The following is a 25,188-nucleotide window of genomic DNA, read 5'->3' as shown; positions in this document are numbered from 1 at the left end:
GTGGATCCGGCGCTGGTAACTCTCGATCAGATCACCGCGGCCGCCGAGCTGTTGGCCCCGGTGATCCGGGAGACCCCGGTCATCGCATCGCGGGTGCTGTCCGAACGTACCGACCGGCAGGTGTGGCTGAAATGCGAGAACCTGCAGAGGACCGGCTCGTTCAAGCCCCGCGGTGCCTACAACCGCATCGCGAATCTCGATGGTGAGCAACGCGCCCGCGGTGTGGTGGCGGCCAGCGCGGGCAACCACGCGCAAGGGGTGGCCTGGGCGGCAACGGAGTTGGGCATCGAATCGACGGTGTTCATGCCCGAGAACGCGGCGTTGCCGAAGGTGGTCGCCACCAAGGCCTACGGTGGTCGGGTCCACCTGGTCGGGGCAACCCTGGCCGACGCCCTCGACGCCGCGGCCGAGTTCGCCACCGAGACCGGGGCGGTGCTGATCCACCCCTTCGACCATCTCGACATCGTCGCGGGACAGGCCAGTGTCGGACTCGAGATACTGCGCCAGATCCCGGACGTGGCAACCATTCTGGTGCCGACCGGCGGCGGCGGTCTGGTGGCGGGCATCGCCGCGGCGATGCACCATCTGGCACCGCGGGTCCGTGTCATCGGCGTACAGGCCGCCGGTGCGGCGGCCTGGCCGATATCGCTGGGGCGCGGTGAGCCGGTTCGGGTGCAGTCGATGTCGACGATGGCCGACGGGATCGCGGTCCCCTTGCCGGGGCAGGTGCCCTTCACCCATGTGCGCGAACTCGTCGACTCGGTGGTGACGGTGTCCGAGGAGGCGCTGTCCGGTGCACTGCTGCTGTGCCTCGAGCGTGCCAAGCTGCTGGTCGAGCCCGCCGGAGCCGCCGCGGTCGCCGCGCTGATGACCGGCACAACGGCGGTCGACGGTCCGGTGTGCGCCGTGCTCTCCGGCGGCAATATCGATCCACTGGTCCTGACCCATGTGATGAACCACGGGCTGCGGGCGGCCGGTCGGTATCTGGTCGTCAAGGCGGTGATCCCCGACCGGCCGGGTGGGCTCAGCGGATTACTGAGTGTCGTCAGCGCCAGTGGGGCCAGCGTGCTCGATGTCGTCCATCGCCGCACGGCGCCGACGCTGGGGCTCGACGAGGTGGAGGTGATGCTGACCGTGGAAACCCGGGGCACTGCTCATCGTGAAGCCGTGCTGGCCGCACTCGCCGAGGCCGGCGTGCGGGCCGGCGTCGACGAGCACTGAACTCAGCTGAACCGGACGTTGAGCGTCGCCAAACCGAAGATCTTGCGCCCGCCGGACTTGGCCCCGACCACGACCACGCCACTGCGCGTCTCGGGGTCCAGCGATTTGATCTTCCCGGTGAACTCGATCTCGGTGCCGACGGCGGGAACGATCGCGGGCTGGGAGAGCCGGACCGCGTAACGGGTCGCCGCGCCCGGGTCGCCGGACCATGCCGAACCGAAGCTGTTGCCCAGGCCCATCGTGAGCATCCCGTGGGCCAGCACGTCGTCCTGCCCGGCGAGCTTGGCGATGTTCTGGTCCCAGTGCAGTGGGTTGGCATCACCGGACACACCGGCGTAGTTGACCAGGTCACCTCGTGACAGTCGCGCCTGCTGTGTCGGCAAGGCGTCGCCGACAGTCACATCGGCGAACGATCGCGATGTGGGCCTGCGCTTGCTGCCGTCGGCGACGGTCACGGTGCCCCCCGGCCGGACCTCCTTGTGGTACGGCGCTTCGGAGTCCTCGGCGCCGAGCATGTTGATGCCGTGCATCATCACGCCCTGCACCGCGGGCCGGATCGCCGGGTCGACCTCTTCGGCGCCGATACCCATGACCGTGGTGTGCAGGGTGTGCACCACCTCGCCCGCGGTGTCGGTGAAGGTGTTGGTGACGGTGATGAGGTCACGGCCCGCGACGTGGCGCACCGAGGTCAGCTCGACATCGATGGTCAGCTCGTCACCTTCGACGATCGGGCGGTGCTGCTCGAAGACCTCCTCGGTCTGCAGGTACATGTCGTAGCCGACCACGATCTGCTCGAACATGCGCTGGTTGCAGGCCATGGCGGGAGTGGATGTGAAGGTCATCGGCGCGACCAGGCCTGGGTAGCCGAGTGCGCGGGCCGCGTCCAGGTCCCAGTGCGCCGGGTGCTTGTCCTGCACCGCGCGTGCGAACTCGCGGATCTTCTCCCGACCCACCAGGTAGGTACCGTCCATCTGGTAGTAGTGGCCGACCCGTTCTTGAAGTGTCGACGCTTCTGCTGCTGCGGTCATGTGGGGCTCACATCTTCTATCTGCAAATTTGCCGAAGTTCTCTCCAGCACCCTAACGCGGAACGGCCGTGGCGCCGGAATCCGGGGATCGACGAAGCGAGCTCACCGCCCCGGGGGTCCTGGCGATCCCGACTCGGTGCGGGGACGGGGCCTTGCTGAAGAACACCCGGTCGATGCGATCTCTCTAGGCTGGAGCCGTGCTCTTCATCTTCGGCTTCGGCACCAAACAGAAGCTGCTCGGCGAGGCCGGCGTCCGGACCTGCCCGCGCTGTCACAACACCACGGCATGGTCGCGGGTACGTCGGTACCGGCAATTCACCCTGTTCTTCGTCCCGATCGCGCGCTGGGGGCGCACGCAGTTCGAGACCTGCGGCATCTGCGGCGCGAATGTGCCCGCATGACCGCCACGCTCGTGGTCAAGGACGTGGCCGGCGGGTACGCGCACCGGACGTTGTTCGAGAACGTGAACGTGACGGTGAGCCCGGGCGATGTGCTCGGTGTCGTCGGGGCCAACGGTGCGGGCAAGAGCACCCTGATGCGGATCCTCGCGGGAGAGCTGTCGCCGTTGGACGGCACGATCAGCCGTGCCCCCGCCGACGCGTTCATCGGCTGGTTACCGCAGGAGCACGAACGTGTCGCCGGTGAGAGCGTCGCGGCCTACATCGCGCGGCGGACCGGATGCGCGGCCGCCACCGCCGCCATGGAGGCTGCGGCGGAGAAACTGTCGGAATCCGATGCCGCCGCCGATGCCTACGGCACGGCGCTGGATCACTGGCTGGCCACCGGTGCGGCCGACCTGGAGGAGCGGCTGCCGGTGGTCTTGGCGGATCTGGCATTGGACGTCGAGCCGGATGCCACACTCATGACGGCTCTCTCGGGTGGCCAGGCGGCCCGGGTCGGATTGGCGGCCCTGATGCTGTCCCGGTTCGACATCGTCCTGCTCGATGAGCCAACCAACGATCTCGACCTCGTCGGCCTGGAACGTCTCGAACAGTTCGTGCGGGATCTGCGTGGCGGGGTCGTGCTGGTCAGTCACGACCGGGAGTTCTTGACGCGCACGGTGACTCGCGTGCTGGAACTCGATATCGCGCAAAACCAGACCACGGTCTACGGCGGTGGTTATCAGAGTTATCTCGAAGAGCGCGCGGTCGCGCGCAGGCATCGCCGCGAAGAGTACGAGGAATTCGCCGACCGGAAGGCGGATCTGGTGGCGCGGGCGCGGACTCAGCGGGAGTGGTCGAGCCAGGGTGTGCGTAACGCGATGCGCAAGGCTCCGGACAACGACAAGAATCGCCGCCGGGCGCAGACGGAATCCAGTGAGAAGCAGGCGCAGAAGGTCCGGCAGATGGAGAGCCGGATCGCCCGCCTGGAAGAGGTCGAGGAGCCGCGCAAGGAGTGGTCGCTGCAGTTCAGCATCGGTGCGGCGCCGCGTTCCAGCTCGGTGGTGGCGACGCTGGACGATGCCGCTGTGCGGCAGGGTGATTTCCTGTTCGGTCCGGTATCGCTTCAGGTCAGTGCGGGCGATCGAATCGGGATCACGGGTCCCAACGGCGCGGGAAAGTCGACGCTACTGCGATTACTGCTCGGTCGCCGAGCACCCGACAGCGGACGGGCCAGCATGGGTGCCAGCGTGGCGATCGGCGAGATCGACCAAGCCCGAACCGAATTCACCGGTCCCGGGCGGCTGGTCGACCGCTTCGAGCAGCACGTGCCGGATTGGCCCACCGCCGATGTGCGCACGCTGTTGGCCAAGTTCGGCCTGCGGGCCGACCATGTCGAGCGCGAGGTGGACGACCTCTCGCCAGGTGAGCGGACGCGCGCCGGGATGGCGCTGCTCCAGGCCTGCGGTACCAACGTGCTGGTGCTCGACGAACCGACGAACCATCTCGACCTGCCCGCCATCGAGCAGCTGGAGCAGGCGCTCGACGGGTATGACGGGACGTTGCTGCTGGTCACCCACGACAGGCGCATGTTGCAGAATGTCCGCCTCGATCGGCACTGGACGGTCCGCGACGGGCAGGTCAGTGAGTCGACACCGTGACAGCCATGCGGTGGGTGTCCGACTCGAATCAGCCCCCACTGAGCTGCCGGAGCACCGATGCGCCGGAGTGCTCGGCGATCCAGTCATGGATCGCCGACACTGCGGGCTTGGCCACCCAGTTCGTGTCGTAGATTCCCCACGGCGTCTCGTTCGGACGGTCGGACAGTGAATAGATGAACATCGGTCCGACGCCGGGCAGTTGGGACCAGGTGTCGGCGAAGTCGATGATCCAGGCCGCTTGCGTCGTCGCGTCCACGGCAGAGGTCGGCACACCGTATTCGGTGGTCCAGATCAGCTTGTCGGTGTCGCCGGCTTGGTCCATCAACTGCCGCATCGACAGGTATTGCCGATACGGGGTGTTCGCGTACGGCATTCCGGCGGAGAAGCTGCTGGAGAAGTTGTACGGGTGGAAGGACAACGCGTCGAAGTAGCCGCGTGCGCCATTGGCATACATCTGGGCGAGGTAGTCGACCGGATTGATGGTCCAGGTCCCGAAGCTGAGCCCCGCACCGAGGACACCGCCGATGATCAGTGCGCCGGGCTCGACGGTTTTGATCGCGGAATACGCCGCTTTGAGCAGAGTCGTGTAACCGACGACATCGGGTTCGGGTGACCATCCGATGTTCGCGTTCGGCTCGTTCCAGATCTCGTAGGCCGCGATGCGCGGCCTACTGCTGCCCGCGCCATATCGCATGGCCACCTGCGTCATGAAGGACGCGTAATCGCTGGGATCACGCGGGGCGGCATTCGGCAGCCAGAATCCGTTGTCGGCGGCCCAGATCGGGGTACTCGTCACCGCGCCGACCACCGCGATTCCCTTGTCGGCCGCAGCGTCGAGTATTCGGTCGGATATGGTCCAGTTGTAGGTGCCCCGTGACGGCTCCATGGCTCGCCATGGCAGGAAGATCCGGATCTGGGTGACTCCCATGACTTCGAAAGCCGTTATTGCGGTAGTTAATTCGTCTGGAGACATGAAGTAGAGATTCGATTCCGCGATACCGAGCGCGCGTGCCGAGACGTCGACCCGTGGCGGTGCCGTGGCATGTGAGATGGGTATCTGAACCGAGGTTGCACACAGCACGGCCGCGACGAGCGCGACGATTCGTGCTCGCCGTGCGGCGCGGAATGATGGAGACAGCATGACGGCCTCTCTGGCAGTCCGGAGCGGAACAAGCTGTGACGGCGATCAATGTAAGCGGCGCAACAGTATTCCCGCAGTACGGATTGCCGACCGGGTGTTAGGCCACCGATCGTCACCATGCCCCGAGCCCCGAGGGCAACCAGCAAAACCGCACGTGATCACTCGGGCGCACGACCGTCGGCGGGAGAAGGCGTGGTCGGAGGCCCTGTCGGGGCTCGTTCCAGCTAGTTTCGATCGCAACTACCTTCGTGGGCGTCGAATTGTCCGATATGTCAAAATGTGCCCGCGACTTCGGGGGTAAACTCGGGCAGCGTCCCCGGCGTGCCCGAAAGGCACCTCGGATGTGGCGAATTACGTTGTCGACATTGCGGATAACGTCATGTAACCGTGACCGCGCTGTTGGTTTACCGAGACCGTTCACCGCCGGGAGTGACCGGTCGGTGCGGTCGAACGGTACCGCTAGCGGGTATCGAGGACTACCGGTGGCCGTGGTCGGCCTTTGGCGTCAGCGGTGCAGACGTGGAATGCGGCTGCGCGACAAGATGGGACACATCACCAGCTTCGACCGCCAAGGAGCCCACCATGGATGCCGCCCTCGCCGACGCTTTCGACCATGATGTGCGCGAGCATCTGGATGTGTTGCGCCGCGGCGCGTTCCGCCTGACGCGCAACCGCGCCGATGCCGAGGAGCTGCTGCAAGAGACGTTGTTGAAGGCGTTCGCCGGTTTCGAGGCGTTCGAGCGTGGCACGAATCTGCGGGCGTGGTTGTTTCGGATCATGACCAACACCCATATCGGCAACTACCGCAAGAGCATGCGGCGCCCGGAGTTTCTGTGCGATGACGTCACCGCGGTGAGCGCGGCGCGCGGGGCGAAATCGGCGGAGGCCGAGGTGCTGGAGGTCATGCCCGACGACGCGGTGGCTTCCGCACTGGCCGGGTTGCCCGAGCAGTTTCGCGACGTGCTCTGCTATGCGGCCATCGACGGCTACTCCTGTCGCGAGATCGCCGAGATGATGCACACTCCGATGGGAACGGTGCTCTCCCGGCTGCATCGCGGACGTACCCTGTTGCGCGCAGCACTGGCCGTGCCGGCGGCGGTGGCCGCCTGAGCGCCCTCTCGCCACTTGTCGGTGGTCGAATGTATGTTCGAATCATGACAACGGCGGTGGCGGGGGTGATGGCGGCGATGGCGGGTCTGCGGGCCGCCATGGATGCGTTCGCCGATTGCGACCTCGGTGCGTTGTCACGTGATGAGTTGGTCACGCTGATCGACGAGTACGAAACGCTGACCTGCCGACTACCTGCCCAAGGGCATCGGCTGCTGAACCAACTGCAGCAGGAGACGAGCGCACGGGAGATGGGCGCCAAATCCTGGAACGCCGTACTGCGGATCCGGTGGCGTCTGTCGCCCGCCGAAGCGGGCCGGCGTCTGCACGAGGCTGCGGCGTTGGGGCCCCGCCGCGCGTTGACCGGTGAGCCCCTGCCCCCGCTCCTTCCCGTGGTGGCGGCTGCACAAGCCGGCGGGTTGATCACTGCCGAGCATGTCAGGGTGCTGCGCGACGCCATGGCCGACCTGCCCGGGTTCGTCGGTCTCGCCGAGCGAGAGATGTTCGAAGCCGACCTGGTGACATTGGCGGTCGGGGTAGGTCCCAAGGAACTCAAGGACGCCGCCGCCCTGAAACTGTTCCTGCTCGATCAGGACGGGCCCCTTCCCGATGACGCCGAACGCCAACGCAGCCGAGGTGTCGCGATCGGGGCGCAACGTCGCGACGGCATGGCCGTGATCACCGGATCACTGACCCCGGAAGCAGCTGCGGTGTGGGAACCGCTGCTGGCGCGCTTCGCCGCCCCGGGCATGTGTAACCCCGACGATGAACAGCCGTGTACCAGCGGTACGCCCACCCAGGCTCAGATCGACAATGATCACCGCACCGTCGCCCAACGCACCCATGACGCGATGATCGCGATCGGACGGATCGCGTTGATGACCGATCTGGGCCAACTCAACGGACTGCCCGTGTCGGTCATCATCCGCACCACGTTGCAGGACTTGGAATCCCGCGCCGGGGTCGGTGTATCCGGGGGTGGGACGACACTCCCGATCCGCGACGTCATTCGCATGGGCGGGCACGCGAACCATTACCTGGCGATCTTCGATGGGGCCACCGGTGCCGCGTTGAACTATTTCCGAGCCCGGCGCACCGCCAGCCCGGCCCAGCGGATCATGCTGATCGCTCGCGACGGCGGCTGCACCAAACCGTGCTGCACGGCCGGGGCGTACCGCTGCCAGGTCCACCATGGAGACCGTGATTTCGCCGAGGGTGGCTATACGAACGTCGATGATCTGACCCTGGCATGCGGGTGTGACAACCGCATGGTGCGCCCGGGCGGGTACACCACCATGTTCAACGGTCGCAACGAATGCGAATGGCATCCCCCGGCGGCGTTGGATCACGGCCAATCTCGCATCAACTACGTCCATCGACCCGAACTGCTCATCCGGGGCGCGCAACTCGCACGGTGCGACTCGCGCGACTTCCAGACCGACAACGCAGACGAGTCCGGCAGCGTCGAGCGCGACGACCTGGCCGTCATCGATGCCTACCCGGACGATGACGAGCTGTCCGATGAGCAGGTCCTCGTGCAGTTCCGCAGAATCACCGAAGACGCCGACTTCTGGCACTGGGCCACCACCGACCACGAGCACGGCAGCACCGGGCTCCGCGGGCCGTGACCACGCCGCGCGGCGGGCTCCCGCCGCAACCCGTGGTGCTGCTGTGACTACCCGCAAATTGACGTTGATGTGTTGCTGGTGGGCGCAGTGCGGCCCGGGAGTGGCACGTGGTGTCACGCGGGGCTGGCAACCACAAGTTTGCCCTGGCGCGAAATGGCCCGTGACCAGGGCGTGAGCGATTGGCCTTCAACACCGAGCCGCACTAACTTTTGTCGATGTGATGTCCTCTGCTGCTGGCACCGTCGCGCGGTGGCTTGCCCCCTTCTTCGCCATCGCCGCCATAGCGGCCGTCGCCGGTCTCGGCCTCCCGGTTGTCCCCACGCCGCAGGTGCGGTTGGCCAGCGAGGCGAACCCGTTGGCCGGTAGGCCGTTCTATGTCGATCCCATCTCCAAGGCGATGCGGGCCGCACAGGCGTCGCCGGGTAACCCGCAGCTCGACTATGTGGCCAACACCCCGCAGGCCTACTGGCTGGACCAGGCCTTCCCCGCATCGACGGTGTCGGGAACGGTCAGCAAGCTCGTGGGTGCCGCGCAAGGCGCCGGAGCGACACCGGTGCTCGCGATCTACGCGCTGCCGCACCGTGACTGCTACAGCTTCGCCGCCGGCGGCTTCGGCTCCGGGGACAGCTACCGCCAGTGGATCGACGCCATCTCGGCCGGGCTCGGCGGGGCGCCGGCAGCCATCATCCTGGAGCCGGACGCGCTGGCGATGGCGGACTGCCTGTCCGGCGACCAGCGTCAGGAGCGTTTCGACCTCATCCGGTACGCGGTGGACACCCTGACCCGCGATCCCGCGGCCGCGGTCTACGTCGATGCCGGACACTCCCGGTGGGTCGACGCCGGCGAGATGGCCAACCGGCTCAACCAGGTCGGCATCGAGCGTGCGCGTGGGTTCAGCCTGAACACCACGAACTACTTCACCACCGAGGAACAGATCGGGTATGGCGAGGCCATCTCCGGGATGACCAACGGCGCCCACTACGTCATCGACACTTCCCGCAACGGGAACGGACCGGCGCCGGACAGCCCGTTGAGCTGGTGCAACCCGCCGGGGCGCGCGTTGGGCGTGCCGCCGACCACCGCAACGGCCAATCCGAAGATCGACGCCTACCTGTGGGTCAAACGGGTCGGGGAATCCGACGGTTCGTGTGATCGCGGTGAGCCCAGCGCGGGAACCTTCGTCAACCAGTACGCCATCGACCTGGCCCGCAACGCCGGAAAGTAGCGTCGTGACGGTCGCCCGCTAGCCCATCGCGTACCGGGTGATCGCGTCCGGGTGGATGACCAGCCGCAACAGCTCGACCGACTGCATCGCCGCCAGTTCCTGTGTGCGGATCGGATCCTGCAGATCCCAGTAGCGGGCCGCCAGCCGCGCCGCCAGGTCGGACGCCCCATCGGTGTGGATGTCCACGCGGCCTGCGACCGACACCCAGTGCTCCCGTTCGCCGACCGGCGCGGTGACCACGAGCGAGGCACGGGCGTCCCGCCGCAACCGGCGCACCTTGACCGAGCGGGCCTCGGTGAACAGCCCGATCGTGCCGTCGTCGGCGTACTCGTACCAGACCGGTCGTGGCTGTGCAGGATCGGGACCGCCTGCAACAGTGAGGAATCCGTACAGCGGCCGACGCAGCAGGGCGATATCTCCTTCGGTGATGGCGCTCACCGGTCCCACGCTCCCGCCGCGGCCGCACGGGTCACGTACTCGGTGAAACTGCGTGGTTCTCGCCCGAGAACCGTGGCGACGTCGCCAGTGGTGCCGGCGATTCCGCCGTCGGCCATCAGGGTGAACATGGCCGCCACGTGCTCGGCGTCCTGTTCGTCGGCGCCGGACTCGACGAGGGCGGCGATGTACTCGTCGGCGGTCACCTGCTTGTACGCGATCGGCAGACCCGTTGCCCGCGAGATCAATTCGGTGGCCGCGGCGAAGGTCACCGGTTCCGGACCGCTCAGCTCGTAGACCTTGCCGGCATGCCCCGGTTCGGTCAATACCCGCGCCGCGACGTCGGCGACATCATCGACGTCGATGAACGGTTCGGGCACATCACCGGCGGGCAACAACAGCTCGCCCGCCTGCAGTGGTGCCCGGAACAGGTCCTCGTCGAAATTCTGCGCGAAGTTGTTGGGCCGCAAGATGGTCCATTCCAGCGTTGAATTCCGCGCGGCGGCCTCGGCGGACCGCATATCCAGTCCGAAGGCGGACTCGCCCCACCGGTCGGCGCCGCGACCGGACAGTACCGTCACCCGGCGCACCCCGGCCGCCTCCGCCCGGGTGAGGAAGTCGGCCGTCGGTCCGGGCCATGGCGGCGCGACGAGATAGACCGCGCCCACGCCGGTCAATGCGTCGTCCCAGGTATCCGGGGCCGACCAGTCGAAGCGGGTGCCGCTGGATCGCGATGCGGCGCGGACCGGCACGCCCAGCAGTCGCAACCGCGGCAGCAGGCGGCGCCCGGTCTTGCCGGTGGCTCCGAGTACGAGGATGGTGTCGTTGCTCATGAGTGACAGTCAACCGCGCAGTCGTGGACGATTCCATGGTTGAATAGCCGGATTTCATGTCCAAACCTCTATGCTGTCGGCATGGACGTCTTCGGAGACCTGTTCCGCGGGGTGCGCGCCAACGGCTCACTCTTCGGCGGGTCCACCCTGCAGCCACCATGGAATCTGCATTTCGTCGACGGTGCACCGCTGACCCTGTGCACGGTGCTGACCGGAGGCGGCTGGATCGTCACCCCCGGCGGGGTGACGGAACCACTGCGGGCCGGTGACACCGTCATCGTCCGTGGCCCGCAGACCTTCACCTTTGTCGACGATCTCGACAGCGGCGCGGACCCCGTCGAATGCGGCACCGAATGCGCCGTGCCCGAATGCGGCGGAACCCGATATCGATTGGGCTGGAGTGATTTCGGCGACCGCGGCGCCGACGCCACCACCGCGATCATCGGTGCGTACCCGGTGCGCGGTGAGATCAGCCGACGGCTTCTCGACGAACTGCCCGACGTCCTGCGGGTGCCGGGCGGAGGTGAGGGCGACGCGGTGCTCGAGCACCTGGCCGCCGAAGTCGCCATCGACGCCCCCGGCCAGCAGGTGGTGCTGGACCGGCTGCTGGACTGGATGCTGGTGTGCACCCTGCGGACCTGGTTCGACCGTCCCGGCGGGCAGCCGCCGGCCTGGTGGGCGGCGCAGCGTGACCCGGTGGTCGGTGATGCCCTGCGGCTGATCCACGACGATCCGGCAGCACCGTGGACGGTGGCCGCCCTGGCCGGACGTTGTGGGGTGGCCCGTTCGACGCTGGCCAAGCGATTCACCGACCTGGTCGGCGAACCGCCGTCGAGCTACGTCACGACATGGCGGATGACCCTGGCCGCCGACCTGCTGATCGAGAACCGAGCCACCGTGGCAGAGATCGCGCGCACGGTCGGCTACTCCGATCCGTTCGGGTTCAGTTCGGCGTTCAAGAGGGTCCGGGGTGTCAGCCCCACCGAGTTCCGCCGGGCGATGGTGCACCAACCGGCGTGAGCAGGGTCTCGTGCGGTATCGGTAACGCCGGCCGGCGCCTGCGGCGATAGAACCCATGTGATCCTCCGACTTGGGGCGGCCGCGCTGATGGCCGCGACGGCGCTGGCCGCAGCGCCCACCGCCGATGCCGAGCCGGCCTGCGCCGACGTGCACTGGATCGGCGCCGCCGGTTCGGGTCAGCGCGACGGCGCACAGCTGGTGTCCAACGCCGGTATGGGCGACGTGGTCTACGCCTCCTACCAGCAGCTGAGCAATGCGCTGGCCGCCGGCGGGCGCACCATGACCGCCGAGGCGGTGCAGTACCCGGCCGCACCCGTACCGCTCGCCGGCGGGCTCGGTGGCTGGATGAACTTCATGGACAGTGTCGAGGACGGCACCGACGCGACCGCAGATCAGCTCGAGGCCTACACCGCCCGGTGCCCGCAGTCGAAGGTGGTGTTGGCGGGCTACTCCCAGGGCGCCATGGTGGTCCACCGCAACCTGCACGATCTTGCCGACAACCCGCAGGTGGTCGCGGCGCTGCTGGTCGCCGACGGCGACAGGTTGCCCGCCGACACCACCATCAACCTCGGGTCGGCGGCCGCGCTGCCCGGCCCCGGCAAGGGCGTCGCGCAGGAGCATTCGTTCCTGGCCTCCACCGATACCTCGCCGCTGGACCCGCGGATGGGTGCCCGCACCGTGAGCGTCTGTGATGTCGGCGACCCGGTATGCGATTACAACCCCGAGCTCGAGGAGATCCCCGCCTCGTCGATCGCCATCCACACGGCGTACGAACCGTCGACCAGCGGTCCGCACGCGTGGGGTCTGCCGCTGTATCAGCTGGTGATGAACTCTGTGAGCGCCTCCGCACCGTCGCTGTAGTTAGGGATCGCTGCGCGGCGGGAAACCCGTCGGCGACCTCCGAAACGAAAAGGACCAGATGTGGGCTCCGTGAAGGGCGGCTCCAGGCTGGGCGCCCGGTTCGGCCCCTACGAGCTGCAATCCGTGCTCGGCGTGGGCGGCATGGGCGAGGTGTATCGCGCGTACGACACCGTCCGCGACCGCGTGGTGGCGATCAAGCTGCTGCGGTCCGACCTGGCGACCGACCCCAGCTTCCGGGACCGGTTCCGTCGCGAATCCCGGCTGGCCGCACGGTTGCACGCGCCGCACATCATCCCCGTGCATGACTTCGGTGAGATCGATGGTGTGCTGTACATCGACATGCGCCTGGTGGAGGGGCCCAGCCTCAAGGACGTCCTGCGCGACCAGGGTGCACTCGCGCCGCGCCGCGCCGTGTCGATCATCGCCCAGGTGGCCACGGCACTGGATGCCGCACACGCCACCAACCTGGTGCACCGCGACGTCAAACCCGAGAACATCCTGTTGACCGCCGACGATTTCGCATACCTGGTCGACTTCGGCATCGCGCACGGCGGGGGAGAACCCGCGGTGACCTCGACGGGTCTTGTGGTCGGTTCCAGTGCCTACCTGGCGCCGGAGCGTTTCAGCGGCGACCGCGGCGCCCCGGCGGCCGATGTCTACTCGCTCGCCTGCGTGCTGTACGAGGCCCTGACGGGTCTGGAACCGTATGCCGGCGAGGACGTCCGCCAGGTGTGGGCGGCACACATGTTCTCCGCACCGCCGCGGCCGAGCATCATGCGCCGTGGGGTCAGCCGAACGTTCGACGATGTGATCGCCCGAGGGATGGCCAAGGACCCGGGCCTGCGGTATCCGACCGCGGGTGAGTTGGCCAGGGCGGCCGTGCAGGCCGTCGACAACGCGCGGCCGCTCGCCCCGCCTGCGGTACCCAATCTTGCCGGCTCGCCGGCGGTACCCAATCTTGCCGGCTCGCCGGCGGCGCCCAATCTTGCCGGCTCGCCGGCGGCGCCCAATCTTGCCGGCTCGCCGGCGGTGCCCAATCTTGTCGGCTCGCCGGCGGGAACCCAGCGGTACTCTGCCGTGCACCCGAGACCGCATCCCTCGGTGGTGACCCCGTTGCCGCCGCGCGCCAGACGTCGGGTGTCCGCGCGGTGGACGGTGGCGCTGGCAACCATCGGATTGTTCGCCATCGCAGCGGCTTTGGCGTCGGCACTGGTACTAGGCGGTGGTGACGCGCCGTCATCGAGATCGCCACTGGCCGCCCCGGCACAGTCATCGGAGCCGACCGGGCCGTCGCAGGCGGGACCGTCGACGGCCGCCGTCGACGGGATATCCGGCACGGACTCCCAAGGTTTCGTCGGGCATTCGGCCCGCTGCGACAGCTCCAGCTCACCGGTCGCGCTGATCAGGACCGCCCAGTCGCTGGCGATCATCTGTCAGACCGCATCCGGCGACTTCTATTACCGCGGTGAGCGATTGCGTGACGGCGCCAATCTGGAGATACGCAACGCGCAGCGATCCGGTCCCGGATTCGTCGCCGTCAATCCCGCCGACGGCGCACGTTACGCCGTCATGCCCGACCTGCTGACCATCTCCAGCAACGGGCGGGTGGATTCTTCGGAACGCGCGCTGGAGTACGGTGCGGCGCAATGATTCGCCGGTAGCCGGGCACGCGAGCCGGTGCCCAGGGTTAGGGTCGGGGCGTGAAGAGGATGGGTGTGTTCCCCGCGGCCGTCGGCACCGCTGCCGTCATGGCCATGCTGACCGGTTGTGCGTCTCCGGAGTCCCCGGCCCCGGGCGACCCGGTCGGCCCGGCCGCATCGGCTCCGCAGACCTCGCTGCCCCCGATCGTGAGTCCGGCGCAACTGGACGCGGGCCGTTATCCGACGGTGCCTCGTCCTCCGCTGGGCCGGGCCGGTGACCCGAAGACCGGGGCGGTGGTCGATGCCCAGCGGCTGGCCGATCACGTCGTCGGCCCGTGGGAGGCCCACCGCGAGCTCATCTCCCCGTACCTGAGCACCTTCTACCTGCTGGACACTCCCACCACGCTGTCCCAGTTCTCACCCGACAGTGTGGCGCAGCGGGCGCAGAGCCATGGTTTCGTCAACGGTTTCGCGTCCGCGCGGGAGGCGCCCGACAAGCACATCCTGATCAATGCGGTCATGCGGTTCCCGGACCCGGCCGCCGCCCAGGCGGCCGCGACAGATATGAACAGCGCGACGGCCGAGCAGGCGGTGCGCGGCGCCACTCCCGTACCGGCGACGATTCCCGGGCACCCCGAAACCCTGGCATTCACCTACCCGTTCACCCCGACCGGATCGGACAAGCCGTGGGCGGTCATCCGTTCCTTCACCCCGCACGGCCCCTTTGTGTTCATGCAACTCGCCCAGTCCGTGGATGGGCTGGACATGGCGGCGACACTGGTGCAGAAGGTCGTCGATCTGCAGGCGCCCCGGGTCGACAAGTTTTCTCCCGCAGATCCCAACGCGCTCGGCGAGGTGGAGCTGGACCCGACCGGCCTCCTTGCCAAAACCATTCCGGCGGAATCCAATCCGAGTTCGACGAAGAACGCCGTGTACGACGAGCGCGGCGCCATGCACTTCCAGACCAACCCATTGGAATCGAAGACGTTGTTCTCCGACACCGGCGTCACCACGGTCGCGATGGCTGCGGCAAGTGTGTATCAGGCGCGCAACCCGGGTTCGGCGTTGATGATCGTCAACGCCTTCAGCAAGGAAATCCTGAACCAGGGCGCGGCCGTGGATGCCGTGCCGAACTTGCCGGAGAGCCACTGTGCCACCCGCGGTAAGTCCTTCTACTGTGTCGCCCTGGCCGGCGAGTACGCGGTCGAGGTGAACGGCGACGCCCTGCCCGATGTGCACCAGCGCACGGCGGCCCAGTACATCCTGCTGACGGCCGGTTGACCGGCCACCGCTCACCTGCGGGACTACGGGCTTTCCGTGATTCGGCTGCCCCCTCCCGGTGCGACTCTCTTCTGGAGCAGTTCACGCACCGTGAGGAGACAACGACCATGACCACCGAGAACATCACCGTCATCGGCGCCACCGGGCAGATCGGTGCACCGCTGGTCGACATGCTCACCGCTGCGGGACACCGGGTGAGGGCGGCATCCCGGCGATCCGGAGTGGACGCGGCCCTCGGCACGGGCCTTGCCGAGGCGCTGTCGGGTGCCGACATCGTCGTCGACGTGCTGAACTCGCCGACCATGGACGATGATGCCGCGCTGGCATTCTTCACCGCCGCCGCTGCCAACATCAGCGGCGCCGCGAAGAAAGCCGGTGTGCGGCACTACGTCCTGCTGTCGATCGTCGGTGTCGACGGTCTGCGCGGCGGCGGATACCTGCGGGGCAAAGTGGTGCAGGAGAACACCATCGCGCAGTCGGGTGTTCCCTACACCATCGTGCGGGCCACCCAGTTCCACGAGTTCACCGAGATGATCGCCGGCTCGCTGATCGCCGACGGCGTGGTCCACGCGCCGGATGCACTGATCCAGCCCATCGCCGCGGCCGAGGTGAGTGCGGTGCTGGCGCGGGTGGCCGGCGAGGCTCCGATCGATGGGGTGCACAACCTGGGCGGACCCGACACCATGTCGTTCGCCGAACTCGCCGCCCTGGTGCTGCCGGATGTGGACCGGCTGCGCATCGTGACCGACCCGGATGCCACCTATTTCGGAACCCCGGTCACCGAGACGAGCCTGGTGACCGGGCCCGGCGCCGAGCTGGCAATGACCCGGCTCGTCGATTGGCTCGGTGCCCGATGAGCACCCTGACCGACGTCGTACAGCGCCGCCGCTCCACCCGGATGTTCCTGCGCGACAAACCCGTTCCGATGGAGCTGCTGACCGAGTCGCTGGAGCTGGCCATGCGGGCCCCGTCCAACTCCAACGTGCAACCCTGGCGGCTCTACCTGACCACCGGATCGGCCAGGGACACCCTCGGCGCCGCCCTGTCGGCCGAGGCGCGAACGAATCCGCCGGCGAACCTCGGCCTACCCGACTCGTTCGCCGCGCTCCGACGCGAGCTCGGAGCGCTGGTCTACGGCTCGATGGGGGTGGCGCGCGATGATGCCGAGGCCCGCTGGGCGGCGCAGCTGCGCAATTTCGACTTCTTCGGCGCGCCGGTGGCGGGCATGGTGTGTATGCACCGCGATCTCGGGCTTCCCGATGCGCTCGGTGTCGGCATGTTCGTCCAGACCCTGCTGCTGGCGCTGACCGACCGAGGTATCGACAGCTGCGTCCAGGTGTCCACCGCGTTGTATCCCGACCTCGTCAGGCAACAGCTCGGCATCCCCGACGAATTGACGATCCTGTGCGGGCTGAGTATCGGCTACGCGGACCCGGCCTTCCCGGCCAACAACCTGACCATCCCCCGAAACGACCTCGCCGACAACATCGTGATGCTGGGTGACCGACACGGCGCATGAGCCGCCTCAGATGTGTGCCCTGAGCTCACGGCGCGAGCGGATGTTCAACTTGGCGAAGACCTTTCGCAGGTGATACTCCACCGTGTGGGCGCTGATGAACAGCTCGCCGGCGATCTCCTGGTTCGTCAGCCCGCGGCCGGCCAGCTGGGCGATCTGTTGCTCCTGGGAGGTGAGTGCGTCACCGGCGGCGGTCGGCTGCTTGCGGGTCTTGGCGCCGGTGGCCTGGAGTTCGCGCCGCGCGCGTTCGGCGAATCCGGTCGCACCGAAGCGGTGCAGGGACTCATGCGCGATGCGCAGATGTTCACGGGCCTGCTTTGTGGAACGATTGCGACGCAACCATTCTCCGTACAACAGGTGCGTCCTGGCCAGCTGGGCGGCCTGTCTGGTCTTGCCGAATTGGTCGAGAGCCTCCAGGTAGAGCTCCCCGGCGGCCGGCCCGTCGGCGAGCATTGCCCGCGACCGCGCCAGTGACCCCAACGCGCGCGGGGTCGAGGCGGCCAGTGTGCGTGCCTGCAGCTGCTCCATGGCCTCGGCGGCCCGCTCGGGCTGATCACAACGGACGGCCGCCTCGATGAGCTCCAACAGCATCTCGTTGTGGAAACCCAGGTCCTCGTAGGCGAATGCGTGCAGGCCCGCCTCCAACGCCTCCCGGTAGCGGCCCCTGCCGTTGTTCAGCACGGCGGCGCCGTAGTAGGCCAACCCGGTGATGCGGCCCTCGCCGCGGGCGGTGCTGTCCTTGAGCGCGGAGTCGATCAGCCGAGAGGCCTCGGCATCATCGCCGGTCCAGGCCGCGAGAACGAGGCGGTGATACCGCGGCGGCGTGTATCCGGTCGCGACCGAGATCTCGTGTGCCTTGCCGACCAGATCGCGCGCCGAATCGAGTTCACCGGCTTCCATCTCGGATCCGGCGCGGGCCAACAGGGATGCGGGCAACAGGGTGAGTGCGCCGCGATCGGTGGCCAGCGCGATGGCGTATGCGGAGATGTCCCGCCAGCCCTCGTCATCCCATGCCTCGTGGATCAGGGATTCGTGCACGGCCGGGAATCCGAGCCAGAACCAGTCGTTGCCGACGCCGGCGACCTGGTCTCGGCCGGCCGCCTTCAGCGCCTCCAGCGCCGCGCGCACCGCGGGCATGGCGGCCTCGGCGCCCAACGCCAGCCGGTCGGCCAGCGCCCTGGCGACCTGATCGAGCGGGCGGCCGCCTTCGGTGCCGGCGAAAGCGGTGCGGGCGGCCGCACCGATCTCGGTGGCCTTGGCCCCGCCGTGGCGGCCGACGTACACCGCCGCCGTCATCGCCTCCAGATAGGCCGCACCGGCCGTCGGGGGGTCCAGCACCTGCAATTGTTCTGCGACCGTGCGGAACTGGTCGACCGTGGACAGCAGCGCCTGGGCGTCACCGCTGGTGCGTGCCGAGACGAACATCAGGCGGGTCCGCAGCTGCGCCCACTGTGTCCGCTGCAGGCCCGACAGCGGGCACAGCTGCGCCGTCGCCAGCAACTGCCGAGCGGCCTCGAACGAGGCGACCTCGCGATGCGCCTCGGCTGCCGCCAGGGCGCGGGCGCCCCGGATCGCCGGGTCGGGGGTCAGCTCGACGGCTCTGGTGAGAAACGCGGCCGCGGCGGCCGTTCCGCCGCGTTGGCGGGCCCGCCGGGCCGAGGCCTCCAGTTCGTCGGCCACGTCGGCATCGACACCGTCGGCCGCCAGCGCTCGGTGCCAGGCGCGACGGTCGGGGTCGACGTTCGGATCGGTGCCTGCGGCCAACGCGCGATGGGCGGCCCGTCGTTCGTCGGTGCCTGCCGAGCGGTAGGCGACGCTGCGCGCCAACGGGTGTGGGAACTGCACGCGGGTGTCTACGGCGATCAGGCCGGCGTCACGGGCGGCCGTCTCGGCCGACGCGGGCAACCGCTGCACCTCCATCGCACGACGCAGCAGCGACGGGTCACCGACGGGTTCGGAGGCGGCCAGCAGCACCACGCCGCGAGCATCCGGGGGCAGTGACCGCAGCGTCGCCAGATAGTGATCCTCGATCTCGGTGACCACCGGGCGCCGGTCGGGCCGCTGGAAGCCGCCGGCCAGGTCGACGGCATTGAGTCCCTGTGAAATGGCAAGCAGGGCAAGGGGATTACCGCGTGCCTCGGCGACGATACGGTCACGAACCGCCGGGTCGAGTCGGCCGGGAAATGCCGACTCCAACAGCTCACGTGCGCTGTCGTCGGTCAGCCCCGGTACGGCCATCGCGGGCAGCCCGGCGATACCGTCGATCGGTGTGCGCAAGGCCAGGATAAGGCCGACCCGGACGTCGGGCAGCCGGCGTGCCACGAAGAACAGTGTCTGCGCCGACACCGTGTCCAACCACTGCAGATCATCGACGATCAGCAGCACTGGACACTGCGCCGCGGCGGCGACCAGCAACCCGATGACGGCGAGGCCGACCAGGAAGCGATCCGGGGCCGGTGCGATATCGCTCAGGCCGAACGCGCTCTCCAACGCCGCGCGCTGCGGTGCGGGCAGCGCGGCGCGCAGGTGCAGGATGGGTGCGCACACCTGATGCAGACCCGCGTACGGCAATTCCATCTCGGACTCGATGCCGGTGGCATCGAGGATGTGCAGGTCGGCGGCGGATGCGCGCAGATGACCGAGCAGGGTCGTCTTGCCGACGCCGGCCTGTCCGAGCAGCACCCGGACATCGCTGCCGCCGTCCCGGACGGTGCGCACCAGCGCGTCGAGCACCTGGCATTCGGCATTCCTGCCGACCAACGCGGACATCGAAGCCGATCTTTGCATGGCCGCCCCCGGCGGGTCGATACGGCAACGGCTCGGTGGCGAACGCGTCAGAGACCGTGCCGGGCCGCGTACTCGCACACTGTGAGGACGCGCCGTACCGGCGGGCCGGGCAGCAGCGTCAGCACCACATCGGCCAGGATGCACCGGTATTCCAGCGTCTTCAACATCGAGTAGCCGGCACAGCCGAAGAAGTCGATATCGGTGAGGTCCAGCACCATCCGCTGGCACAGCACGACCTTGCTCAGCGCGTAGTCGAGCAGTACATCGGTGTTGGTCGCGTCGAGTTCGCCGGTCACCGTCACCACAGCCAGGTCGAAATCCTGCCACTGCGTGGTCATCCGAAGGGCGCGCCGGGACGTGCCGACGGGCACCGGGGTGTCGCTGGGGAGTGTGTCTGTCATGACGCCCTCACTGGAAGCGGGGTGTCGCTGAGGCGACCGGTACGGCTGCTGCTCAACCGGCTTTCAGGCTACCGGGACGGTGGATCCAGTTTGCGACGATCATCGGCCGCGTGGCGAAGTGCATCACGGCTCACCGCCGCAGCGTCTCGTGCGGGCTCTCGCCGTAGGTTCGCCGATACAGCACGGCGAACCGGCCCGTGTGGGCGAATCCCCACCGCGCCGCCGTCGCCGCGACGGTGGTCACCGATCGGTCGCCGGCGATGAGTTCCTTGCGCGCCTGCGCCAGCCGGATGGTCCGCAGATACGCCGTCGGCGTGGTGTTGAGGTGCCGCCGGAACAGGTATTGGACGGTGCGGGGCGACAGGTACAGGGCCGCTGCGATGTCTCGGACGCTGATATCGCGCGCGGCGTTGTCCTGGATGAAGTTGACCGCCTGGCGCAGCAGCGCGGGCTGGTCGGCGGCGGTTTCGGCATCCGCGGAGCCCGTGGGCAGGTCGTTGGGGAAGGTGCTGAGCATCGCACTGGCCAGCATCCGGCCCGCGGATCGCAGCACGATCGGGTCGTCGGTGGTGTTATCGGGTGACAGCAAGCTGTCCAGGAACCGTTCGGTGGCCTCGAGTGCATGCGTGGTGTGCGCATCCTCCGGTATCAGCGCGGTGAAGCGCGGTACCGACGGGGACTCGGTGTCGATCGCTGCGACCTCGGCGAGCAGTGCCTTGGACACCACCACCGCACGCAGCTGGGCGTCTTCGAGGGTGATCCGGACGGCGCCGAGACCGCTCGAAGCCAGAATCCACGACCCGCGCTCGGCGACCGCGGTGAATCCGCCGTGCTGTACCTCGACGCGTCCGGCCAGGACGTTCAGTGCCACCACTACCGGTACGTGATCGGCCCGCAGTTGGGCCGCACCGGTATGTCGGATCTCCTCGATCGCGAAGGCATCGACATCAACCCTTGAGTGCGTGCACGAGCACGGACCGCGGTCGGCACCGTCGAGTCTGGTGATGGCGAATCCGGTCGAATAGCACTGGTCCAGGTACTTCTGGATCAGCTCGGGGTCGCTGGAGTCGATGCCTGCGCGCTCGGGCAGGGCAGCAGCAATGGGGTCGGACGTCATCTGGGCTCCACAAAAATGGCTCCGGATGGGCGTCGTACCTGAACCCACGGTCTATGGGGTTCAGTTTACCCACGTCGGGAAATTCAAACGGGTCGGTCCTCCCCGGTTCGGGAATCGATGACCTGTTCGGCGAGATCGACCAGGGGAGTGTTGCTCTCCTGGGAGAGCCTGCGCAGGAGCCCGAACGCCCCTGCCGCGTCCACCCCGAACCGTTCCATCAGGATGCCCTTGGCCTGCCCGATCAGATCACGTGAGGCAAGCGCGCTGCGGAACTGTTCATCGCGCACCAGCAGATTCCAGGCCACCGCGGTATGCGTGGCGAGGATCAACCCGAGCTCGACGGCGTCGTCGTCGAAGGCATCGACGCGTTCCCCGTAGAAGTTGAGGGCTCCCATCGCCTCGCGGTTCCGGAACAGCTGGAATGCCAGCGAGGAACGGATGCTGGTGTTCTGCCGCGTCTCCTGGCAGAACAGCGGCCAACGCTGTTCGGTCTCGACATCCCGGATCCGCATGGTGTGCTGTTCCCAGGCGGCTTCCAGGCACGGCCCCTGCTTGGTGCGCCGCTGGATGTCGTCGATCTTGTCGGCCACCGAATCGGTGGCGGCCACCGACTTGACCTCACCCTCGCGGGTCGCGACCGTGATGCTCGCCGATACGGCGCCCGGCAGCGCGGCCGCCGCGTTGACGGTCAGCTCCCGCAGCGCGGTCTCGGTGTCGTTGGGCTGAGTGCGCTCCAGATCGCGGAGCAACTCTGCGAAGCGGAGCGCGACCGCATCACGTTCGGCATTGAGCATGAGCCACAAAATAGCGCGGATCCGCCCGGCTGGCTCATGGGTATCCGAAACACCGGGCCTGACGGCGTCCGGCGGGCGCTGTTCAGTGCGCGACGGGTGTTCTCGGTGCCGCCTGCGCGGTCTTGGCCGAGCGCGTCGCGGTGCGAGCGGCGAGCACGCGGCGCCGCTGGCGTTCGTCGCGGTTCATTCGCCGGCAGAGCGCGCGAAGCTTGCCCGCGGACAGTGACCGGTGGCGGTCCACCAATTGGTCGAGCTGCTCCCAGCTCAGGCCGTCCAGATCGCCGTCGGCATCGTGGCTGGCGATCACCACGGCGCCGCGGAGCAGGGGTACATTGCCGGCGCCGAGCGAGGTCGTCGCCATCAGAAGTTCGGTGGCGGTGCGGTTGACGCGGCGTTGACAGCCGCCGGCCGAGGGGCTGAACCAAAAGTCGAATTGATGATCGGCGCTGGTCAGCGCCTGTAAGCCCTGGGCGTTGATGAGATCGGTGATATCGGCGGTGGTGTATGCGCGGGTCTCATAAGTGGCGCCACTGGCGCTGAGGAAGAGGACTGTGTTCATGGCGGTGATCCATTCGGCTCTTTCGTAGTTACCGGTGTGACGCTTTGCTGCGCCTGTTACCAAAGTTACCCGTGTGACAAACGGGCCAAACCTTGATAACAATCCGGTTGCCGAAAAATTCCGCTGTCGAGACGGCAGATCAGGCGAGCATCAGGGCAGCGGCCCGGCAAGGGTGGTGGGTCGGCACAGTGCCGCCACCGTCAGGGTGAGCGCCGCGGCCACCGCGAAGGCCGCCTGCACGCTGACCGCATCCGCCGTACCGCCCAGCACCGCGGCCGCGATCGGACGGGAACCCAGGAAGCCGACCATCCACAGCGCCATGATCCGGCCGCGCAGGTCCTGCGGTGCGCGCTCCTGCACCACCGTGGTCAAACCGGTCAAGGCCCAGCCGAAGCCCAGCCCGGCCAACGCGAAGCCGCCCATCGCGACGGCGGGCACGACGCTGCCCGCCAATACCGCACACCCCAGTCCCAGCCCGATCAAGCCGAGGAAGGACACCCGCGCGGACGCGAGCCGGCCGCCGATGATCGCGAGTACGCCCATCCCCGCCGCTGCACCGACCCCGAAGATGGCGGACAGCATTCCGACGAGTTGGGTGCCGCCGCCGAGCGCATCGGCCAGCGCGGGTGCCAGCGTGATCGACGGGTCGGCAGCGACGCCGACGGTCGTGACGGCGAGGAGGGCCATCAGCAGTGGGCGGTCACGCCAGACGTGCCGCAGCGCGGCCCGCACCCGACGGTCGGCGTCGGCGGCCCGTTCCGGAGGCGCGGGCAACCGCACCGCGACGATGAACAACGCGAAGACAAGATGAAGGCAGGCACTCACCGCGAATCCGGTGGCCGCGCCGAAGTGGGCGGCCAGGTACGCCCCGGCCGCGGGACCGGCGATGCGACCGATGGTCATGGGAATGCTGTTGAGCGCCATCGCAGTCGACAACTCACCCGGTCGGATCAGGTCCGGCACGATCGACTGCATCGCAGGGCCGCCCACCACGAAGCCGATGCCGACGATGAGCGATCCGAGCAGGACCGCCACCGCGGCGGGTGTGCCCTGCTGCGCGGGTTGCAGGAACATCCAGCCTGCAATCGAACCCGATCCGGCCATGCAGAGCACCCGGCCGAGCAGGATCTGCCTGCCGGGATCACCGGAATCGGCCCAGCGGCCGCTGACGGGGCTGAGCAGCAGCTGCGGCCCGAACTGGAAGACCCCGACCAGGCCCACCATCAGAGCAGACCCGGTGGCCTCGTACACCACGACAGCGGCGATGATGCTGTGCGTCCAGACCGCGACGATGGAGAACATCCGGCCCCAGAACAAGGTGCCGAACACCGGGTCCAACAGCAACCCGAACGGCCCGCGCGGACGCGCCGGCGCATCGCGGTCGGTGAGCTGTGGCACCAACCATGTTTAGCAAACATGGCTAAGTTCACACAGTCGGTGTGACGGCCCTGGTCGACCCGTGCGCACCGGGTCGGGATTGCCCGGCATGGCTTGGCGATCGCCCAGGGTGGGTATTCGTGGCCGGCCAGGCAACCTCCGGAAGGATCCATGACCGCTTCGCATCTGCAGCCCTCCGAGGCGGCAATAGGTGATGCCCGAGACGTCGCCGCCGCGGTGGCAGCCGAATTCTCCACCAAGGTCGTCGGCCAGCATCAGTTGCGCGAGTCCATGCTGCTCGCCCTGCTCGCCGGTGGGCACCTACTGGTCGAGAGCGTCCCCGGGCTGGCGAAGACCACCGCCGCGCGAGTGGTCGCGGAATCCATCGACGGCAGCTTCCGGCGCATCCAATGCACCCCCGATCTGCTGCCCAGCGACATCATCGGCACCCAGATCTATGAGGCCGCCAGCAACTCGTTCACCACCCGACTGGGGCCGGTGCACGCCAATATCGTGCTGCTCGACGAGATCAACCGTTCCAGCGCCAAGACCCAGAGCGCCATGTTGGAGGCGATGCAGGAACGCCAGACGACGATCGCCGGCGTCGAGTATCCGATCCCGTCCCCATTCGTGGTGATCGCCACCCAGAACCCGGTGGACCAGGAGGGCACCTATCCGCTGTCGGAGGCCCAAACCGACCGCTTCATGCTCAAGGAGCTGGTGCAGTACCCCTCGGTCGAGGACGAGGTCGAGATCATCGAGCGGATGGATGCCGGGCTCTACGATCGCGATCACCCCGCGCGCGCCGTCGTCACCGTCGACGACGTCCGCCGCGCCCAGGCCGCCGTGCGCGCCGTGCACATGGACCGTGTGCTCGTCGAGTACGCGGGCCGGTTGGTCGGCGTGACTCGCGATCCGGACGGCCGGCTTCCCGCGAGCGTCGCCCGGCTGATCGAGTACGGGGCGAGCCCGCGTGCCACCATCGCATTCTGCCGCACCGCAAGGGCTTTGGCCGTCCTGCGTGGAAGAAATCACGTCCTGCCCGACGATATCGCGCGGCTGGCACACCGAGTCCTGCGGCATCGGATGGTCCTGGGGTTCGAGGCCGCCAGCGCAAGGGTCACCCCCGATGCCGTGGTGGACGCGGTGTTGCGGGCCGTCCCGGTCCCCTGAGGCG

The 25,188-nt window shown here is 68.0% G+C and carries 23 protein-coding genes; 13 read left to right on the top strand and 10 right to left on the bottom strand.

All coding sequences use genetic code 11. The annotated features are described in order from the left end of the window. Complete coding sequence (gene ilvA / locus G154_RS21370; protein ID WP_110807232.1) at positions 1–1,221, top strand: threonine ammonia-lyase; 1,221 nt, start codon at positions 1–3, stop codon at positions 1,219–1,221. Positions 1,222–1,223: 2 nt separating this feature from the next. Here ilvA and G154_RS21365 read toward each other — a convergent pair whose 3' ends face one another. Beyond that, positions 1,224–2,249 carry a fused (3R)-hydroxyacyl-ACP dehydratase subunits HadA/HadB gene (locus G154_RS21365; protein WP_023985045.1) on the bottom strand — a complete coding sequence of 342 codons (1,026 nt, stop codon included), beginning with the start codon at positions 2,247–2,249 and terminating at the stop codon, positions 1,224–1,226. A 196-nt stretch (positions 2,250–2,445) separates the two neighbouring features. Here G154_RS21365 and G154_RS21360 point away from each other — a divergent pair, with 196 nt between their 5' ends. Together G154_RS21360 and abc-f are read left to right on the top strand one after the other, a co-directional pair. Continuing rightward, on the top strand, positions 2,446–2,649 hold the full coding sequence (locus G154_RS21360) for a zinc-ribbon domain-containing protein (protein WP_019514254.1): 204 nt from the start codon (positions 2,446–2,448) through the stop codon (positions 2,647–2,649). Next, a complete protein-coding gene (abc-f, locus tag G154_RS21355) occupies positions 2,646–4,289 on the top strand; it encodes a ribosomal protection-like ABC-F family protein (protein WP_019514255.1) in 1,644 nt (547 codons plus the stop codon). The genes G154_RS21360 and abc-f overlap by 4 nt, the downstream gene beginning before the upstream one ends. 28 nt (positions 4,290–4,317) lie before the next feature. Here the strand turns inward: abc-f and G154_RS21350 are convergent, their stop codons facing one another. Further along, the gene (locus G154_RS21350; RefSeq protein ID WP_023985044.1) at positions 4,318–5,430 is read right to left on the bottom strand and encodes a cellulase family glycosylhydrolase; all 1,113 of its coding nucleotides are present in this window, start codon (positions 5,428–5,430) and stop codon (positions 4,318–4,320) included. A gap of 582 nt (positions 5,431–6,012) precedes the next feature. On the opposite strand from G154_RS21350, the gene G154_RS21345 reads away from it, so the two are divergent. The 3 genes from G154_RS21345 to G154_RS21335 all read left to right on the top strand — a co-directional run bounded on the left by G154_RS21345 (position 6,013) and on the right by G154_RS21335 (position 9,390). Beyond that, entirely contained in the window at positions 6,013–6,540 is a 528-nt protein-coding gene (locus G154_RS21345) for a sigma-70 family RNA polymerase sigma factor (protein WP_019514257.1), read from the top strand. 29 nt (positions 6,541–6,569) lie between these two features. Next, the gene (locus G154_RS21340; RefSeq protein ID WP_023985042.1) at positions 6,570–8,165 is read left to right on the top strand and encodes a DUF222 domain-containing protein; all 1,596 of its coding nucleotides are present in this window, start codon (positions 6,570–6,572) and stop codon (positions 8,163–8,165) included. 220 nt (positions 8,166–8,385) lie between these two features. Next, complete coding sequence (locus G154_RS21335) at positions 8,386–9,390, top strand: glycoside hydrolase family 6 protein (protein WP_019514258.1); 1,005 nt, start codon at positions 8,386–8,388, stop codon at positions 9,388–9,390. Between the two features lie 18 nt (positions 9,391–9,408). Here the strand turns inward: G154_RS21335 and G154_RS21330 are convergent, their stop codons facing one another. Together G154_RS21330 and G154_RS21325 are read right to left on the bottom strand one after the other, a co-directional pair. Continuing rightward, complete coding sequence (locus G154_RS21330) at positions 9,409–9,828, bottom strand: pyridoxamine 5'-phosphate oxidase family protein (RefSeq protein ID WP_031601234.1); 420 nt, start codon at positions 9,826–9,828, stop codon at positions 9,409–9,411. Next, complete coding sequence (locus tag G154_RS21325) at positions 9,825–10,658, bottom strand: NAD(P)H-binding protein (protein WP_019514260.1); 834 nt, start codon at positions 10,656–10,658, stop codon at positions 9,825–9,827. Before G154_RS21325 ends, G154_RS21330 begins: the two co-directional genes overlap by 4 nt. Before the next feature lie 81 nt (positions 10,659–10,739). On the opposite strand from G154_RS21325, the gene G154_RS21320 reads away from it, so the two are divergent. The 6 genes from G154_RS21320 to G154_RS21295 all read left to right on the top strand — a co-directional run bounded on the left by G154_RS21320 (position 10,740) and on the right by G154_RS21295 (position 16,979). Beyond that, complete coding sequence (locus G154_RS21320; protein ID WP_019514261.1) at positions 10,740–11,678, top strand: AraC family transcriptional regulator; 939 nt, start codon at positions 10,740–10,742, stop codon at positions 11,676–11,678. Between the two features lie 57 nt (positions 11,679–11,735). Beyond that, complete coding sequence (locus tag G154_RS21315) at positions 11,736–12,539, top strand: cutinase family protein (RefSeq protein ID WP_019514262.1); 804 nt, start codon at positions 11,736–11,738, stop codon at positions 12,537–12,539. Positions 12,540–12,599: 60 nt separating this feature from the next. Beyond that, positions 12,600–14,189, top strand: coding sequence for a serine/threonine-protein kinase (locus G154_RS21310; RefSeq protein ID WP_019514263.1), 1,590 nt, complete (start codon positions 12,600–12,602; stop codon positions 14,187–14,189). 50 nt (positions 14,190–14,239) lie between these two features. Next, positions 14,240–15,460 carry a hypothetical protein gene (locus G154_RS21305; protein WP_131701325.1) on the top strand — a complete coding sequence of 407 codons (1,221 nt, stop codon included), beginning with the start codon at positions 14,240–14,242 and terminating at the stop codon, positions 15,458–15,460. Positions 15,461–15,567: 107 nt separating this feature from the next. Further along, entirely contained in the window at positions 15,568–16,317 is a 750-nt protein-coding gene (locus G154_RS21300) for an SDR family oxidoreductase (protein WP_019514265.1), read from the top strand. Further along, positions 16,314–16,979: a nitroreductase gene (locus G154_RS21295; protein WP_019514266.1), complete on the top strand. Its 666-nt coding sequence runs from the start codon at positions 16,314–16,316 to the stop codon at positions 16,977–16,979. Before G154_RS21300 ends, G154_RS21295 begins: the two co-directional genes overlap by 4 nt. Positions 16,980–16,985: 6 nt before the next feature. Here the strand turns inward: G154_RS21295 and G154_RS21290 are convergent, their stop codons facing one another. From G154_RS21290 to G154_RS21265, 6 genes are all read right to left on the bottom strand, one after another. Next, the gene (locus tag G154_RS21290; protein ID WP_019514267.1) at positions 16,986–19,745 is read right to left on the bottom strand and encodes a LuxR family transcriptional regulator; all 2,760 of its coding nucleotides are present in this window, start codon (positions 19,743–19,745) and stop codon (positions 16,986–16,988) included. A gap of 65 nt (positions 19,746–19,810) precedes the next feature. After that, positions 19,811–20,164, bottom strand: a complete 354-nt coding sequence (locus G154_RS21285; protein WP_045546550.1) for an STAS domain-containing protein — start codon at positions 20,162–20,164, stop codon at positions 19,811–19,813. A 130-nt stretch (positions 20,165–20,294) separates the two neighbouring features. After that, positions 20,295–21,281, bottom strand: a complete 987-nt coding sequence (locus G154_RS25650; protein ID WP_019514269.1) for a helix-turn-helix domain-containing protein — start codon at positions 21,279–21,281, stop codon at positions 20,295–20,297. Positions 21,282–21,364: 83 nt separating this feature from the next. Beyond that, on the bottom strand, positions 21,365–22,075 hold the full coding sequence (locus tag G154_RS21275; RefSeq protein WP_023985038.1) for a GAF and ANTAR domain-containing protein: 711 nt from the start codon (positions 22,073–22,075) through the stop codon (positions 21,365–21,367). Positions 22,076–22,157: 82 nt separating this feature from the next. Continuing rightward, positions 22,158–22,634: a hypothetical protein gene (locus G154_RS21270; RefSeq protein WP_019514271.1), complete on the bottom strand. Its 477-nt coding sequence runs from the start codon at positions 22,632–22,634 to the stop codon at positions 22,158–22,160. 150 nt (positions 22,635–22,784) lie between these two features. Next, positions 22,785–24,032, bottom strand: a complete 1,248-nt coding sequence (locus G154_RS21265) for an MFS transporter (protein WP_031601232.1) — start codon at positions 24,030–24,032, stop codon at positions 22,785–22,787. Between the two features lie 150 nt (positions 24,033–24,182). Here G154_RS21265 and G154_RS21260 point away from each other — a divergent pair, with 150 nt between their 5' ends. Continuing rightward, positions 24,183–25,184, top strand: coding sequence for a MoxR family ATPase (locus tag G154_RS21260; protein WP_019514273.1), 1,002 nt, complete (start codon positions 24,183–24,185; stop codon positions 25,182–25,184). The last annotated feature ends 4 nt before the right edge of the window (positions 25,185–25,188 follow it).

Origin of the sequence: Mycobacterium sp. VKM Ac-1816D, from assembly GCF_000416385.1 — a bacterium.
GTDB classification, from domain to species: domain Bacteria; phylum Actinomycetota; class Actinomycetes; order Mycobacteriales; family Mycobacteriaceae; genus Mycobacterium; species Mycobacterium neoaurum_A.
This window is presented reverse-complemented; position numbering and strand designations above follow the sequence as displayed.